This is a genomic window from Hymenobacter roseosalivarius DSM 11622 (assembly GCF_900176135.1).
Classification (GTDB): domain Bacteria; phylum Bacteroidota; class Bacteroidia; order Cytophagales; family Hymenobacteraceae; genus Hymenobacter; species Hymenobacter roseosalivarius.
The window spans coordinates 32,393-47,221 of sequence record NZ_FWWW01000122.1 but is presented as its reverse complement, the minus strand read 5'-3'; the positions used below and the strand labels follow the sequence as shown (position 1 = coordinate 47,221).

16 protein-coding genes and 1 pseudogene are annotated in these 14,829 nt (G+C 57.9%); 11 read left to right on the top strand and 6 right to left on the bottom strand.

Translation table 11 applies throughout. The features are described from left to right. Positions 1–332 (top strand): hypothetical protein (locus tag B9A24_RS21330; RefSeq protein WP_234997608.1); only part of this gene is annotated, 332 nt, incomplete at its 5' end. 323 nt (positions 333–655) lie between these two features. On the opposite strand, the gene B9A24_RS21325 is transcribed toward B9A24_RS21330, so the two are convergent. Then, entirely contained in the window at positions 656–2,239 is a 1,584-nt protein-coding gene (locus tag B9A24_RS21325; protein WP_084448176.1) for a DUF4394 domain-containing protein, read from the bottom strand. A 233-nt stretch (positions 2,240–2,472) separates the two neighbouring features. Between B9A24_RS21325 and B9A24_RS21320 the strand changes: the two genes are divergently transcribed. Together B9A24_RS21320 and B9A24_RS21315 are read left to right on the top strand one after the other, a co-directional pair. After that, positions 2,473–2,781 carry a transposase gene (locus tag B9A24_RS21320; protein WP_084448174.1) on the top strand — a complete coding sequence of 103 codons (309 nt, stop codon included), beginning with the start codon at positions 2,473–2,475 and terminating at the stop codon, positions 2,779–2,781. Then, a complete protein-coding gene (locus B9A24_RS21315; protein ID WP_084448172.1) occupies positions 2,778–3,677 on the top strand; it encodes an IS3 family transposase in 900 nt (299 codons plus the stop codon). The genes B9A24_RS21320 and B9A24_RS21315 overlap by 4 nt, the downstream gene beginning before the upstream one ends. Before the next feature lie 161 nt (positions 3,678–3,838). On the opposite strand, the gene B9A24_RS21310 is transcribed toward B9A24_RS21315, so the two are convergent. Further along, positions 3,839–4,366, bottom strand: a complete 528-nt coding sequence (locus tag B9A24_RS21310; protein ID WP_084448170.1) for a GrpB family protein — start codon at positions 4,364–4,366, stop codon at positions 3,839–3,841. A 440-nt stretch (positions 4,367–4,806) separates the two neighbouring features. Beyond that, positions 4,807–4,953, bottom strand: a complete 147-nt coding sequence (locus tag B9A24_RS22870; protein ID WP_234997606.1) for a hypothetical protein — start codon at positions 4,951–4,953, stop codon at positions 4,807–4,809. 42 nt (positions 4,954–4,995) lie between these two features. Between B9A24_RS22870 and B9A24_RS22180 the strand changes: the two genes are divergently transcribed. The 3 genes from B9A24_RS22180 (at position 4,996) to B9A24_RS21295 (ending at position 6,460) form a co-directional block, all read left to right on the top strand. After that, on the top strand, positions 4,996–5,499 hold the full coding sequence (locus tag B9A24_RS22180) for a LytR/AlgR family response regulator transcription factor (protein ID WP_159452139.1): 504 nt from the start codon (positions 4,996–4,998) through the stop codon (positions 5,497–5,499). 78 nt (positions 5,500–5,577) lie between these two features. Beyond that, a complete protein-coding gene (locus B9A24_RS21300) occupies positions 5,578–6,252 on the top strand; it encodes a dioxygenase family protein (RefSeq protein WP_159452138.1) in 675 nt (224 codons plus the stop codon). Continuing rightward, positions 6,245–6,460 carry a hypothetical protein gene (locus B9A24_RS21295; protein ID WP_084448164.1) on the top strand — a complete coding sequence of 72 codons (216 nt, stop codon included), beginning with the start codon at positions 6,245–6,247 and terminating at the stop codon, positions 6,458–6,460. Before B9A24_RS21300 ends, B9A24_RS21295 begins: the two co-directional genes overlap by 8 nt. Positions 6,461–6,497: 37 nt before the next feature. Here the strand turns inward: B9A24_RS21295 and B9A24_RS21290 are convergent, their stop codons facing one another. Beyond that, positions 6,498–6,815, bottom strand: coding sequence for a hypothetical protein (locus B9A24_RS21290; RefSeq protein ID WP_084448162.1), 318 nt, complete (start codon positions 6,813–6,815; stop codon positions 6,498–6,500). A gap of 487 nt (positions 6,816–7,302) precedes the next feature. On the opposite strand from B9A24_RS21290, the gene B9A24_RS21285 reads away from it, so the two are divergent. From B9A24_RS21285 to B9A24_RS21275, 3 genes are read left to right on the top strand one after another with little or no spacing between them, the layout of a single operon-like run. Next, positions 7,303–8,406: a DUF4932 domain-containing protein gene (locus B9A24_RS21285; RefSeq protein WP_159452137.1), complete on the top strand. Its 1,104-nt coding sequence runs from the start codon at positions 7,303–7,305 to the stop codon at positions 8,404–8,406. Continuing rightward, positions 8,403–9,467: a sensor histidine kinase gene (locus tag B9A24_RS21280; protein WP_084448158.1), complete on the top strand. Its 1,065-nt coding sequence runs from the start codon at positions 8,403–8,405 to the stop codon at positions 9,465–9,467. The genes B9A24_RS21285 and B9A24_RS21280 overlap by 4 nt, the downstream gene beginning before the upstream one ends. Next, a complete protein-coding gene (locus B9A24_RS21275; RefSeq protein ID WP_084448156.1) occupies positions 9,464–10,165 on the top strand; it encodes a LytR/AlgR family response regulator transcription factor in 702 nt (233 codons plus the stop codon). The genes B9A24_RS21280 and B9A24_RS21275 overlap by 4 nt, the downstream gene beginning before the upstream one ends. Positions 10,166–10,407: 242 nt before the next feature. On the opposite strand, the gene B9A24_RS21270 is transcribed toward B9A24_RS21275, so the two are convergent. After that, positions 10,408–11,076, bottom strand: a complete 669-nt coding sequence (locus tag B9A24_RS21270; RefSeq protein WP_084448155.1) for a hypothetical protein — start codon at positions 11,074–11,076, stop codon at positions 10,408–10,410. Between the two features lie 263 nt (positions 11,077–11,339). Continuing rightward, positions 11,340–13,628: a S41 family peptidase gene (locus tag B9A24_RS21265; RefSeq protein WP_159452136.1), complete on the bottom strand. Its 2,289-nt coding sequence runs from the start codon at positions 13,626–13,628 to the stop codon at positions 11,340–11,342. Between the two features lie 700 nt (positions 13,629–14,328). Between B9A24_RS21265 and B9A24_RS21260 the strand changes: the two genes are divergently transcribed. Together B9A24_RS21260 and B9A24_RS21255 are read left to right on the top strand one after the other, a co-directional pair. Next, positions 14,329–14,544: a hypothetical protein gene (locus B9A24_RS21260; RefSeq protein WP_143435171.1), complete on the top strand. Its 216-nt coding sequence runs from the start codon at positions 14,329–14,331 to the stop codon at positions 14,542–14,544. 15 nt (positions 14,545–14,559) lie between these two features. Continuing rightward, a pseudogene (locus B9A24_RS21255) lies at positions 14,560–14,829 on the top strand (ankyrin repeat domain-containing protein); the annotation flags it as partial.

The following is a 14,829-nucleotide window of genomic DNA, read 5'->3' as shown; positions in this document are numbered from 1 at the left end:
ATGAGCGGGGGCAATACCTGCGCTCCGTGAATAAACACAACCACCTCATTCAAACTCTCCTGATTCGCCCCTATGGCGAGGTCCTTGCGCTCTACAATCTGGATTCGGTCCATGCTGTGCACATGCGCCTAATCATGCAGGATTTATACTACGATGACCGCTATAAGCTCGAGCACAACCACTTTCTTTTTATGGCAGATACGTTTGCCATCGACTACGCCGCGCGGGGGTATTTCTTGCTCACCAGCCGACGGCAATCAAAAGTGAAACATGTGTTGGTCCGCAGTCCTCGGCAACACCGCATTATTGGTACGAAAAGTCCCTTTCTGTAAGGCGGCAACAACTCGTCGAGCTACCCCTAAAATGGTCGTATAAGTCCAATTATGTCAAGCAACAGATGGCCGCAGGGGCTCCCGCGATGTTCCAGCGGGTGTTATGGACTGCGCTAAGCCTGTTGATATTTTCAAGCGTTACCAGGACAAATGACTCTTTTCGGGATCAAGTGCACCAGCCTCGTTGTAAGCTATCTCTGCCTACATGCTATTTCCGAGTTCCTTTGCCCGGGATGAGCCGCAGAGCCGGCATCAAAAAAGCCCTAGCTGATGAGCTAGGGCTTTTTGGTAGGACCGCATGAACTTAGGTTGCCAGCATAAACTTAGAAGCCTAAGCCAACCGTAAAGCCAAGACTGCTTGATTGGGGTAAAGACCCAATAGCTGTTAGTTTACCTGTTTGCAAATCGACAGAATATAAGGTGTTGACAGGATTAAATAGGAGACTCACCAAGGCATAGCCTATATTACTGGTGCCGCCAATGTCGAAACTGCCTGAACCTATATTATCTGGTGCTAACCGAGCAATCTCTACTAAATTCCCATCGTTGGGGGGAGTTTGTTGATACAGGGTACTAGCAGTCGTTTGCCTACCTATGAGTACCCGACCAAGGTTATATAAAGTTGTAGTAGTCGCGCCTGCGTAATTATTGGAGTATGCAGACCCAAAGATAATGCGTTCGCTGGGGTTGAGAGGGGTATCCTGGACGACTGAGCCATCCACAGGATTTACTCGCAGGTTCTGGTCACTACTCGTCACAATGCGTATGCGGTCAGCTACTGGGTTGAAGTCAAAGCCGACGCTGGCACCAATTACGGGGATGCTTAGGGGAGCGATAAGAGTAGCGGCCCCTGACGAGGCATTGATGGTATATAGACCATTATCGCTACTTAGGGCGTAGAGCTGGCCATTGGCAGGTCGAAAATCCAGGCCTTTTATAAACGCATCTGATGCCAACCCGGTAATAGGTTTAGATACCAGCGTAGAGGGATTGGTAAGGTCAAAAATTAGTAAGGTGCTATTGCTTAAGGCGTTGACGGCGTAGGCCACGGGTCGGGTCGGGATGGCGATACCAGTATAGCCGGCGTTGGCCGCATACTGGGCTAAGGGGCGAGCGGCGCCAGTGGCTAAGTCTAGGGTAAACAGCGTAGGATTGCCATTAACCGTGTACAGACCTAAGGCCGTGCCCGTCCGGGCATCAATATCGAAGCCCCCATCGCCACTAACATTTAAGTTTAGAGCACCCACGGCCACGAGCGTACCGTTGTTGGGCGGATCCTGGCGGTAGAGTTGATCGGTGGCCGGGTCCAGGTCATAGAGCACCGTGGTTTCTGCCCCGGCGACGTTGTTGGTATAAGCGGCCCCAGTGATCGTCGCCCCAGCGGCCCCAGTGATAGCGCCATCCGTGTTAGCGACGGTGCCCGTTTCGGGATTCAGGCGCAGGTTCTGGCCGGTGGAAGTAACGAGGCGGATGCGGTCGACCGTGGGGTTGAAATCAAAGCCCACCAAATTGCCCGCCACGGCGGGGGTGAAAGCCGCGCTGCCAATAGCTCGCGCCACGCCCGTGTTCTGGTTGATCACGTAGAGGCGACTGCCACTGCTCACCCCATAGAGCTGGCCTGTGGCGGGCCGGAAGTCAATGGCTAACAAGGTTTCGCCATTGCCAAGGCCCGTAATGCTGACCGAACTGGTGCGCGTACTGGGGTCCTTGGTAGAATAGGCATCCAGCTTGGTACCGCCCGATAAGGCGTAGAAGGGGATGTCTAACCCTAGATTGGGGAAGGTAGGAATAACAGGGGGCGGAGTGGGTTTGGGGAAGTACTGCTCCAGAATGTCTTCGCAGCTACTCAGCGAGGACACTAACAGCACGGCCACGCCCCATTTGGCGAGGGAAGAGGATTTTAGCATAGAAGCAAGATGATAGGACGAAAGGAAGAATGAATAGTACAGATCTAGTTCCCCCTACGACTACCGCCCCTATTTGGATTTAATAAGGCTGTTAAATTTATAAGTAAGTCCCTGCGGGCATCCCCACCCACTAGGTAAGTGGCCCATAGTCCTTGCCCCCGGCCTACAGCTAAGTCCTAGAATGAGGTGGTCGGGTGAAGCGGGACAGAATAGGGCCTTACCTTTCTTGTCTGATGGCTACTCCTCCCAAACCGACCAAGCGGCGCACCTATGATGCGGCCTTTCGCGCCGAAGCCCTGCGCTTGGCCAGCGAAAGCCGTTCTACCCAGGCGGCCGCTCGGGCCCTGAATATCAATGTCAAGCTGCTCTACAAGTGGCAGAAAGCCGTGCAAACGCCCGTAGCCGCCGCTCTTGGCGCCAGTCTAGACCCGACTACGGCGGCTGAACTGCGCCAGCTGCGGGCCACTAATCGGCGGCAGGCTCAGGAGTTAGAGATTTTAAAAAAAGCCATCGCTATCTTCTCCAAGACCGACGAGCAATGAGCCGCTACCGTTTCATCGACCAGCACCGCGGGAGCTATCCGGTCCGTCGCCTTTGTCAGGTGCTGGCGGTACCGCCTAGCCGCTATTATGCGTGGCAGCAGCGCGCGCAGCAAGGCCTCGGGCCACCAGAGCCGGCATGGGAAGTGGCGTTGGACCAGACGTTTGCCGCGCATAAGAAGCGCTATGGCACCCGTCGATTACGCGTGGCCTTGTGCCAGCAGGGCCACCACGTAGGCCGCCAAGCCCTACGCACGGCGATGCGCCGCCGGAGCTTACGCGCCTTGCAGCCCAAGGCCTACACCCCCCGCACGACGGATTCCACCCACGGGCTGCGCTGTGCCCCGAATCGCTTGCTCGACCAACCGCCGGTCGCACAAGCTAACCGCGTGTGGGTGAGCGACATCACCTACTTGCCGCTGGCCAGCGGCGACTGGGCCTATCTATGTGCGTTCCAGGATATGGCCAGAAAGCACGTCGTGGGCTGGCACGTGATGGCCACCATGCCGGAAGAGTTGATTACGACGGCCTTGCAGCGTGCCCTGTTGGCCCAGCAGCCAACAGCTGGCTTACTGGTGCACTCTGACCGAGGTGGCCAGTACTGTGGTAAGGCCTACCGCGCCCTGCTGCACCGGCACGAGTGCCTGCGCTCGCAGAGCCGCCGCGGCGAGTGCTACGATAATGCCCAGGCGGAAAGCCTATGGTCGCGGCTCAAAACGGAAGAACTCGAAGCCCGCGAATGGCCCGTATTTACCGACTTAGCTGATGCCCAGGCCAGTGTCGCCGACTATTTTGACTATTATAATTACCAGCGCCTGCACTCCAGCATTGGGTATCAATTGCCGTATCTCACTCACCAACAACTACTTTCATCAACGACCCTAAACTGTCCTGCCTAACCGGACCACCTCAGAAAACCCATTATGTTCACTAGTATTTTTTGGGCTGTAAGTGGCAAGCGGTCGCCAGCCCCCGTAACTCCCGGACAGCGATTAGCCCGGCGTTATCGGGCGCGGCCAACAGCGACATCTACAGGCACTCCCCTTCCTCGTCGTGCTAATTAGTGGCCCCGCTGGAGGCGATACCAACGAATAGCTTCCGGCAGGAGGGCAAAGATAAAGGGCTTTTTGCTCTCTTGGTAGGCTTGCCGCGTAAGCAGGTGATTGGCTAGCGCCAACGCTTTCATTTCTGCATACTGGGCGGCTTTGGTGGGGTGCGCCAGCAGGAAATCCCGAAACGCGAGATGGCCCTCGATGTGGTCTGCCCCCAAGCAGAAGACGTGGACATGATGGCTGCGCACGCCCCGGGAATCCTTCTTTTGAAAATACCGTCGACCCGCGATCCCGTGCTCGCCCTTGGCCGTGTAGCCGAGTACCTGCATCCGGGGGGCAGCCGCGTCCACCGCCGCGAGCGAGGTGACCACGCATAAAACATCGATGACCGGTTTGGCGAGAATCCCGGGAATGGCGGTGCTCCCAATATGATGGATGGCCACTATCGTGTCGCCGAGTGCCTTGCGTAAGGCACTAGCCTCCAGGGCGAATTCACTGCACCAGCGGGGAGTATAGGGAACCAGTTCCACGGCCATACCACTCCGAGTAAGGTTGTTGTTAAACGAATAAGCAAACTTCTGGCTGCAGCGTACCGTCGGGCCGTTAGAGGAAGCTGCGTAGGGTAACAGGTGGGGGGCAGAGAATAGTTGAGGAAGAAATGAACTAAAGGAAGGACTGCAGCAAGCGGACCCAGTGGAGCATGCGAAGCTACGGGATTGCGCAATCAATAACTTGCGGCTGCTTCGTACTCATTACCTGTTGCTTGTATATGACTCCCTACCGCGCAGCTCTTCCATCGATGACAGTATCCCGCCGGCTTGGCTGGGTAGGGACCGCTGGGCACAAAGCAGCCGTTCTACTTGGCTTTTTGGGGTTAATCATAGGAGCAAATGTACTCCAGGACTACTGGCACGCAGCAGCTCATCAGTACCCATTCTATTTCTCAGAATCTATCTTGTTTAAAGTTAACTGGGTTCTATTTGGCCCCATCGCTGGGGTCCAGCTTTTTTTTCTTAAAAGACAACACAGTCCCCTGAGCCCAGCTGGGGCAGTAGTCGCCACCCTGGGTATTGCCGGGTTGCTGTCCGCCCTGCACAGCCTGTTGTTTGCGCAAGCGGTGCATATGTTATCGGCCTTGTTTTTTGACCACACTTACTCGGTCGGCATGCTCCTGCGCTACTCCCTTTCCGACGAACTGGCCAAGTATGCGCTAGTCTACCTGCCCACGGGCCTGCTGTGTCTGCGCCGACCCGCCCCGCTAGTCGAGGCGCCCAGGCGTACGGAAACGCCCCCACCACCAAGCGAAGCCCGCCAAACCCTTGTGGTCGGGTCGGGGCGGCACACGACGGTCGTGCCGGCGGAAGCTATCGTGTCCATTAGCGCCGCCAACCCCTACGTTACGATTCACACCCACGACAAAAAATACCTCTATTCCGCTTCCCTCAAGTCCATTCACCAGCAGTTAGACCCCGCGCAATTTGTCCGCATACACAAGTCCGCCATTGTTAACCTAGCCCACGTGACGTCTTATACCTCCCGGTTAAACGGGGACTACGACGTGCGGTTAAAGAATGGGCAATTGATCCGACTCAGCCGCACTTACGCCGCTTCGTTCAACCAGCACCTGGCCCAGTTCTCTGCTAGTAGGGCGGCTAAATCCTCGGGTTAGGGTAGAAAGTCCTCGGGTGAGCGGATTGCGTTTTGATACGTAAGGTTTTGCGGCATGATTTGCCGCAAAACCTTACGTATGCACTACCTCCCTTATGCCCTCCTGTCGGGGCCCGCTTTGGCCTTGGCGATGCTGTTCGCTGCTTGCGGCGGGCCAGCTCCACCCCCTGCGCAAGAGCAGCCCCCGGTCCGTGCTGTCACCCAACAGCTGGTCGGCGGTCCGTGCGAAGGCTGCGAAGCGCTGTATGAGTATGGGACTAAACAGTTGGCGCCCACGGATACATTACCCGGCTATCACGCCAGCGAGCCCAAGCTCCTGCTCACGGGCGTGGTGCGGGCCCGCGACGGCCACACACCGGTGGAAAACGTAATCATCTATATTTATCATACCAGTCGCCGCGGCCTCTACGAAGCCCGCGCCGATGCCACCGGCTGGGCGAAACGGCACGGCCACGTGCGAGGCTGGGTAACAACCGGCAAAGACGGCCGCTTTACGTTTTACACGTTTCGGCCCGGCCCTTACCCCGATCGATTGGACCCGGAGCATATTCACGTAACCCTAAAAGAGCCTGGCAAGAACGCATGCTACCTGGATTCCTACGTCTTCGACGATGACCCCCGGTTGACGACGGCCGAAAGGAAGAAGGTAGAAAACCGAGGGGGCTCGGGCATCACCCATCCGCGATGGGAAAACGGCCTGCTGGTCGTGCAACGGGACCTGGTCGTAGGGCTAAATATTCCCAACTATGATTAAAGCCGAACTCCTGGCAAGCATCACCTACCTGACGACCGTTTGGATGGCAGGCACGATGGCTGATGCGCGGCAAGCGGCAGGTAACGAACTACCAGTTTCCTCCTTGGCGGCCCGCCGCGACACGGTTCGCATCCGTTTAGCCCGCTCTACGGTTCAGTGGAAGGGTACCAAAATGCGCGGCACGGGTAAGCTCGTGGATTTATCATAATGCGATTTCTCGGACAAAAGCCAGCGGCTGTCTTCCCCTAGGGGGCGGTCGCTTTGACGAAGAGTAGCGTGGTCGAGCCTTCGCCGTCCGCTAACCGCTGCTGCACCACATATCCTTCCTGTCCCAGCTTCTTGATGAGGCTATAATAGGCTTCATTTAAATGCACTGCCGTTTTTTCGGGGAAACCTCGGACATCAATCTTCATCAACTCACTTTGGTTCTCCCCCCGGGTAATGATTATACGCCGGAGCCCTAGATCAACGCGCACCACCACGATATCGGTTTCGGCCCACGCCCACGCGGGCGAGCTGCCCAGCACCAGCAGGCAACTCACTAAAAAGAATAGTTTTTTCATCGGCTTGTAAGGTACGCGCCCCGGCCTTGCTGCACAAGGGAGCGCGGGCGCCCCAGAAGGGCCAATCGGCGTACGGGGGCCCCTAGTGCCGCCTGTTCGTTACGCCCGCACGAAGGCCACAAAAAGTAGGCCTTGGGTAAAAGTTTGGTACAAAGGTTAAACAACAGGCTAGAAATCGGCTTCCACTTGACCATAAATTATGCTCTAGCATCCTTATAGTGGGCTTTTACATAGTTTTTCGGAGAAGTTCGAACTCGCCCTGAAGATTACGCGATAGAGGGTGGCGCAAGAGTAAGAACAGAAATTTCCGTTAGGGCAGCCTGGCCGGATGTCGGCGCGGATGCAGTGTTGCAGGAAACGGGCGTTGGTCAACGAAAAAAGGGGGTTGGTCAATTGGAATGTAGCGAAGGGAGAACGGCGGCTTCTTTTGAGCCATCAAATCATTGGAAGACCTACTGAAAACCACTCAACGACAAACGCCTCCTCGATGAAAACGCTACTCACTTTTTTGTTGCTATTTCTGACTATCAATGCCCTTGTTGCCCAATCCCGCGCCGCGACTGCCCTACCTCCGACGGACCGGATTACGGTAACCGTTCACCCCGGCATTGAGCTATTCACGATTGTGCAGTTACTGGCGGGCAAGTATCCGATGCCCAACAAGTCGGTGTACGCCAAAGAAACCGAGGCCTATTTTGTCCCCTTCGCCAACCACCCCGCCGTGCAGCAGGCCCGGCGACTGCAACAGGTATACAGCGACCTGCCCGAACTAGGCTACTGCCTCGATAACTTTCCCGACGTGCGCCTCCATTACCCGGCGCAGTCGAACTGGTACACGTTGAATGACAGAGACACGATACAGACCTACATGCGGCTCTGCAAGCAGTTTGCTGAGGACAGCCATTTCTGGGCTTTTTACCAGAAGCACCAAGCCGATTACGCTGCCTGGGCGAAACCCATGCAAGCCCGACTCGCCGGTGAAGGCCTCGTGGACAAGCTCGATTCGTTTTACCGGCTCCGCACCAAAGCGGCCCGCTGGACCGTTTTCCTGGACCCGCTCAACAGCTGGGGGGCTCACGCAATTACGGCCAAAACCCTCAACCCGCGCTACGCCGACCAGGTCGTCTATAACGTGGGCTTTCTCAACAACGAGTCGACCGACACCAGCGTACCCGCCTTCAACCTGGGCTCCGAATCGGTGATGATGGTCTGGCACGAAGGGAGTCATATTTACACGAATGCGCTTCAGCAGAAGTATAAGACCGATATTGCGAAGCTGGCGTACTTGTTTAATAAGGCTGACGCGGGCATGAAGCACAACAACATCCACGACTGGGCGCACTGTTTCGATGAGAACCTGGTGCGCGGCATTACCATTGCCTTGTTCCGGCAGCACCAGTCGCCGAAAGAAGCCCGCAAACAGGCCGCGCAGGACATAGTCGGTGATTTCCAGTACGCCGGCGATATTGCCGACGTGATTTCGGCGAAGTATACGGGCCGGCGGACCGACCAGAATTTCGAGCAGTTCTTCCCCGAAATTTTTGCGTACCTGGCCCAGAAATATCCCACCGCCGAATCGACGAACCAATGAGTGCTGCCCGACCGCGCTTCTTTCCCGAATGGCCCGTTCACCTGCTCATCTGGACGTTGCTGCTCGTCAAAGATGCGGCGGCGATGTACGGGGCGCCCACCTACCCGGTCCCCAAGACGGAGGTGGCAACGTACGGGCTCCTGGGGCTGGGCTACCTACTCATCAACGCGGCCGCGTTTTACTTGCCGGTGGGGCTGGTAGCCCGGCCGTTGCGGACGAGTGCGCTGGGGTGGCGGCCTTTTGGTCGGGCGGCCATGGGGTTGCTGCTGACCCTGCTCCTGCTCACGGGGATGCGTTACGGGCTGGAATTTCACGTATTCAAACCCCTGCTCGGCTTCGACAACTACCAACTGAACAACGCCTTTACGGCGCATTGGTTTGTCGAGAACAGCGTCCGGTATTATTTCGATTACGTGCTGTACGGACTGCTCTACGCCATTATCCGGCATAACTTGCTGGCGGAACGGCGGCGGCGCGAAACCCAGCAAGCCAACACCACGGCCGAACTCACCTTTCTGCGCTCGCAGCTGAATCCGCACTTTCTGTTCAACACCATCAACGACATCTACGCGCTGGTGTATCAGAAGTCGGACGCCGCGCCGGGAGCGTTGCTGAAACTCTCCGAGTTGCTGCGCTATATGCTGCACGAAGCCCACCACGACCGGGTGCTGCTGGCCCGCGAGCTGGACTACCTGGACGGGTTGATCGAGCTGCAACGTCTCGGCACAAAAGGCAACCTCCACCTCGACTACCAGCTTCGGGGTGTGCTGAATGGGCAGACCATCGCGCCACTGCTGCTGGTGTCGTTCGTGGAAAACGCGTTTAAACACGGGGTGCTGAACAACCCCGCGCAGCCGGTGACACTCCACCTCACCCTGACGGCGACGACCCTGGATTTTTGCCTGCACAACGCCAAGAACGAGCAGCAGAAGGACCAGCTAGGGGGCATTGGGCTGACCAACGTGCGGCGGCGGCTGGCGCTGCTTTACCCTACTCGGCACACGCTGACCGTGGCCGACACGGTCAGCGATTTCCAGGTTACGCTCCACCTTGACTTATGATGGGCCCCATTCATTGCTTAATTGTGGATGATAAACCGCTGGCCATCGACATCCTGACCGACTATGTGGCCAAGGTGCCTTGCCTGCAGCTGGCCGGCAGCAGCGAAAATCCAGTGGAGGCCCTGAATTGGGTGGGAGAGCGGCGCGTTGACCTGGTTTTTCTGGATATTCAGATGCCCCAGCTGACGGGGCTGCAGTTCATGCATGCCTTGGACCGGCGCGCGCAGGTGATTCTGACTACCGCCTACGCCGATTATGCGCTAACGGGGTTCGAGCACGATGTCATTGATTACCTCCTCAAACCCATCCCCTTCGAACGGTTCCATCAGGCCGTCCAGAAGGCGCAGCGGCGGCTGCGCCCGGCACCGGCCGAAACGTCCCGCCCCTACCTGTTTGTCAAAACTGAACACCGGATGCAGCGGGTCGATTTGGCCGATGTGCTCTACCTGGAGGGCTTACAGAACTACGTTATTATCCATACAACGACGGAGAAAATCATCACCCGGCAAACGCTCAACAGCCTGGAAGCAAGCCTGCCCGCGGCGGCGTTTGTGCGCGTGCATAAGTCGTTCATCGTTTCGCTGGCCCACATCCACACCGTGGAGCGCAGCCGGATTTTTATCCAGGTAGAAGCAGGCGTTCCTCAGATAATTCCCGTCGGTGATGCGTATCGGACCACCTTCTACAGTAAGCTGTAGCATGGTTCTGCCCTCCATGCACCCGCCTTTTTCTACCAGGTCTATTCACTCGATAAAGATACCGCTTTCCACTCCCCGGGTATGGTAAAAGTAAAGGTGAGGTAATTTAGCTAAGACGAATAGAAGCATTGATGCCAATAGTTTCTGCCAACTATCGTGCTACCCCCTTTAACCTTTGTACTAAACTTTTAACCAAAGCCAAAGTAGTAGCGGCAGCGAATAGAGCCGGTTCAGCGGGCCACTTAGCGCACCAGACTCAGCTTGAGCCCCAATTCGGGCGTGAATTGGGGAGGGAAGCGGTAGGTCGTATAGCGGCCGGTGGCGGGCTCATAGCGCCCGCGCCCCAGATTGGCTACGCCAGCCCCCACGTAGGCATCCACCAGGCCATGCCCGCCCAGCCGCCGCTGCAGACCCCAGACGGCTGTCAGGGTGGAGTGGTCATAGCCCAACTGGCCCCCCGCCGGGTTGCGGTAATAGTACCACGTGCTGGTGGATTGCAGGCCCACGTAGTTGCCCGTGAAGGGCCCGCTGGTCCGCCCCTTGGCTTGGCGCTTCTGCTGGTGATAATACCGTCGCAGGCCTACCTCCGCGCCTAGTTGCCGCAGGCGCAGGGCCAGCCCGTCGCGGTAGTAGCCTCCCCCGAGGTTGAAGCCGCTGAACCCATTCGCGTACAGGTTCCAGCCAGGCCGCAGTACCACCTCCGCCCCCAACACTACGGGCACGGTTAAGCCCGGATAGCCGCCCCACTCAAAGCCCCGCGTCAGCCCCGTGCCCAGCTTGAGCAGCCACGGGCGGGTGGTGGCCGTGGAAGATAGTGTGCTGGCCGAGTCGCGGGCAGGGACTTGGGCAGCGGCCGGCCCAGCCAGCAATACCACTACGAAGAGGGGGCAGAAGAGGAAGCGTAGGGTCATGAATCACGTCGGATATAGATAAAGAACTATACAACTACGATGGTGCTCAAATATTGCCCGGCGTGCGCGGCCTGTGGGTCCAGAGTGGCCACAGCTCCCCTTAACTTAAAGGTTATGCCAGTAGCTGCTGATATGATGGTAGTTAGCATAATGCGATTTCTAAGACAGGCTATGAAACGTAGCCCTCATCTGCGGTGGTCTAGGCGTGGCGGACAGCAGATATACTGGTCCTTCTTCCGGCCGTCATGCCTCGAGCACCTGACTTAGGGCGCGTTGGCCAGCTCAATTGCCTTCTCCAAAAATTCGTCCCGTCCCGCCCGAACGCCCTGAATCGTCTTCTCTAGGTAGATCGTGGGATGGATGCCCACGCCGTGGTGCTGCCGCCCATCGTGCTTGCGCACGTCCATGCCGGTCCAGGCAATGCGGTAGTTGCCGGGCAGCGTAAAGGGATTGACATTGCCGTTGGTGCCGGCCGTGGGCTGGCCGATGATGGTGGCCAGCTGATACCCCTCCACAAAGCCCATAAAGCTTTCGGCGTAGCTGATGGCGCTGCCATCGGTGATAAAGATCAGGCGCGCCGTCAGCTGCGGGGTCTTGGGTTGCAGCTTCCAGCTCAAGAACTTATAGCCGGCGATCTGCTTCTGATCGGGATAGATGTACTGGGGCACCCGCATCCAGTGGCCTGCCGTATCGGGGTGGGCCAGCAGGTGCCGCAGCAGCTCGTGGTTGCTCTTCGGGTAGCCGCGCAAATCGCAGATAATGGCTTTGGCCTGGGTGAGCTCGGGCAGCAGCCGAGTGATAGAATCCATCGGAATCTGGTCCAGGTTCAGGTAGTAGATGGACGGCGAGAGGCGCCGCGATGCTGACCCCTGCCGGGTGGTGGCGTACGAGCTGATAGGTTGCGTGAAGTGCAACGTCACGCGGCTAATGGCCGCACCCGGCCCCTGCACCTGTAGCTGCAGCGGTGCCCCCGCGGGCCCACTGGCCGTCTCGCGAGCGGCTACATAGCGCAGCCAGCCCGGAGTAGCCGCCGAGATATACTGCTCGGCTTCCCGGAAATAGGCTTCCGCGGGTTGCCCATTGATGCTCGTCACGATGTCGCCGCGGCGGATGCCTAACGAGTCGCCGGCGACCTGCGTAATCACTAGTTGCTGTTGGATCCATTCCCAGGCCAGCGGCAGATACTTGACCTGCGTGGCCCGCCCCACCGGCAGCACGCTGACGTGGCCGTCGTGCAGCCGGGCCGTGAGGCGACGCAGGGTGTTGAGGTACTCGGCCTCCGTTTGGTCGGGGTAGGCGGCGCGCAGGGCCGCGGGCAGCGCCGTCGGCCACTCGGAGTTGGTCACGGCGAAGTAGGGGTAGAAGTGTTGAAACACATTCCAGGTGATGGCCACATTCGCCAGGCGCACCGCGCGGTTTTGACTGGTCAGCTCGGCCGCCGACAGCTGCTGGAGGGCCGCTTGCAACGTAGCTAGTTCCTTTTTATCGGCGGCGGGGAACGTGGCGTCCTTCGTGCCATACAGGGCCAGGGGCAGCACACAGCGCAACCCACTGCCAATGTCTTCCTGCACCAGTTCGCCCAGCGCCACCTGGCGGGCAAACAGGGGCTGCTCCGACCCGCTCACTGCTTCTGGCTCCCGTTGGGTCGAGCGGATCACGACGCTCTGCCGGCCTTCCACCGCGCTGGTATTGCTCACGGCAAAGGCGTAATCCGGGGTGTAGCTTTTCGCGTCGGGCTTGCCCGAAATGCTCTGCGGGTACGTATCCACGGCGTCAGCCTCGAAACCGGTCGCGAAGATCGTTTGCCAGCCCTCCTTTTCCCGGACCGCTACCTGCATGTTATCGACCTGCACCTGCCCGCGGCCGCTAAGCATGGCGCCAAACACCAACCTGACCGCCTGCGGGTCAATCGTGCCCGTTATCTCGTACTCGCTCCAGTCGTCCCGCGTGATGGGCCGGTCGCTCATGTTGTCGAAGAACCCCGCTTTTTTGTTGGCTACGTCCACCCGGGCCCACAAGGCACCGGGTCCCTGGCCGGGCGCGACGTTCCGTACGGAGGCCGAATAGCGGAACTGCTTGCCCCGATGGGCCGCGACGTCCACGGATTTAGTAAGCGTGCCGAAGGTGGGTTCAGCCGCTTTCACGGCCTCGGGCCGGTGTAAGCGGCGACTATGGTAGGGGCTGCGCGCGCTGCCCTGGCCCATGCCTAAGTGCTGCCAACTAATCACCTGGTAACCCTGCCGGTCGGGGGGCGTGATGTCCTGGACGGAAAAGCGGGCCTTCTTCCCCACCCCGACCAGTTGCAGGGTCGGGGCGACGGGCCGGAACAGGGCGAGGAGCGTCGTACGCAGCTCCGCGTTGGTCCTGACCCCTTCCACGCGCGCCGCGCCCAGGACGGCCAGCTTGTCCCAATCCACGGTCGCGGCTTCGTCGGCGGGGTGAAAGTAGCGCACATAGCCGTAGAGCCGGGTAAAGGTTGCCAGGTTTTGGATGGTGCGGGGCGGGGGTGTTGGCGCAGCGGTGCTCAGCGTGCCCAGTAGTAGGGAAGCCATAACGAAGAAGTAGCGCATAGCGTAGCGATAAAGGCGAAAGAATAGGATAGATAGCCGCCAAGTTACAAGCTCAACGAGATAGAAGAGCAGATATTTTAAACCGCTACACGGTTCAAAAAAAGAGGGCGAACAGACCAACCGTTGGGGTTCCTATACCCCAACGGTTGGTCTGCCCCGTGAAGCAACGTCTCGCACTTATCAGACCCTATGGACCTCGGTTAAAAGATTGCTACCGAAGCCAAACGAGGCGTTTCCACAGGGGGCAGCGCGGGTGGAGGCGAAATCAAACGCTGGAAATGAAGAAATGGTCTTAGTGAACATAATGGCCGTAGCTGTTGCCAAACGCTGGTCGTAGGTTGAGAACAGGGTATTTGAGCCCCCTCCGCTACCAACGAGGGGCTCACTTCCAGCCTTTTTAGCCTCTGCTAGTTGCCCATACCACCCCCGGGATGCGCTGCCGGGAATGTTGCAACCGCCACATAGATTCTCGGACCGTTCCTGGCAAATCCCTATGCCGTTCGCCCACCATGAATAGAATAAATTCAAGATTCTTATAACCTACATTACGTTAAGCAACAATTTAAAGAAAGCAGCCACCTTGACAGACGCGACTTTTCTGCCTTTTGTCTAACTAGCGGCCTCTGTACAAAAGCAAGCTACCTTTCCTCTTTTACGCTTCTAAATGTGGTACTTTACGGCCATGACTAAAGTGCGAAAAGCGGCTACTCTCCGTTTATCCGAGGAAGTTCTTCGGGCCGTTCATCGAAAAGAGTATGACGTGCTGGAGCAGCTGGTGAATAGTAGCACCGTGCATCTAACCGACAGCATGGGCAGAAGCTTACTCTCGATGGTCATCAACCACGGGGACGTGCCCATGCTGCAGTGGTTGCTCACCCAGTCCCCGGCTCTAGACTAGCAAGACCGCAACGGCTGGAGCGCGCTGCACTATGCGGCGCAGACCTATGCGGTGGCGATGGCAGAGTTGCTGCTACAGGCCGGGGCAACGGTTGACCTGCCGGACGCCTATGGCAATACCCCACTATGGCGAGCAACGTTTGAGTCGCACGGTCGGGGCGCCATGCTAAAATTGTTGCTGGCCCATGGGGCGGATCCTGCGCAGCAAAACCACAGCGGTGTAAGTCCCTTACAGCTAGCCGAGAGCATTGCCAATTACAACGTGAAGCAGTTCTATGCACTCTAG

Bases quoted from the DNA above. Each gene is read 5' to 3' on its own strand.
- B9A24_RS21325 (WP_084448176.1), bottom strand. From the start codon at position 2,239: ATGCTAAAATCCTCTTCCCTCGCCAAATGGGGCGTGGCCGTGCTGTTA.
- B9A24_RS21320 (WP_084448174.1), top strand. From the start codon at position 2,473: ATGGCTACTCCTCCCAAACCGACCAAGCGGCGCACCTATGATGCGGCC.
- B9A24_RS21315 (WP_084448172.1), top strand. From the start codon at position 2,778: ATGAGCCGCTACCGTTTCATCGACCAGCACCGCGGGAGCTATCCGGTC.
- B9A24_RS21310 (WP_084448170.1), bottom strand. From the start codon at position 4,366: ATGGCCGTGGAACTGGTTCCCTATACTCCCCGCTGGTGCAGTGAATTC.
- B9A24_RS22870 (WP_234997606.1), bottom strand. From the start codon at position 4,953: ATGCACCGCTTGCGCAAACAACAGGCTGTGCAGGGCGGACAGCAACCC.
- B9A24_RS22180 (WP_159452139.1), top strand. From the start codon at position 4,996: ATGCTCCTGCGCTACTCCCTTTCCGACGAACTGGCCAAGTATGCGCTA.
- B9A24_RS21300 (WP_159452138.1), top strand. From the start codon at position 5,578: ATGCACTACCTCCCTTATGCCCTCCTGTCGGGGCCCGCTTTGGCCTTG.
- B9A24_RS21295 (WP_084448164.1), top strand. From the start codon at position 6,245: ATGATTAAAGCCGAACTCCTGGCAAGCATCACCTACCTGACGACCGTT.
- B9A24_RS21290 (WP_084448162.1), bottom strand. From the start codon at position 6,815: ATGAAAAAACTATTCTTTTTAGTGAGTTGCCTGCTGGTGCTGGGCAGC.
- B9A24_RS21285 (WP_159452137.1), top strand. From the start codon at position 7,303: ATGAAAACGCTACTCACTTTTTTGTTGCTATTTCTGACTATCAATGCC.
- B9A24_RS21280 (WP_084448158.1), top strand. From the start codon at position 8,403: ATGAGTGCTGCCCGACCGCGCTTCTTTCCCGAATGGCCCGTTCACCTG.
- B9A24_RS21275 (WP_084448156.1), top strand. From the start codon at position 9,464: ATGATGGGCCCCATTCATTGCTTAATTGTGGATGATAAACCGCTGGCC.
- B9A24_RS21270 (WP_084448155.1), bottom strand. From the start codon at position 11,076: ATGACCCTACGCTTCCTCTTCTGCCCCCTCTTCGTAGTGGTATTGCTG.
- B9A24_RS21265 (WP_159452136.1), bottom strand. From the start codon at position 13,628: ATGGCTTCCCTACTACTGGGCACGCTGAGCACCGCTGCGCCAACACCC.
- B9A24_RS21260 (WP_143435171.1), top strand. From the start codon at position 14,329: ATGACTAAAGTGCGAAAAGCGGCTACTCTCCGTTTATCCGAGGAAGTT.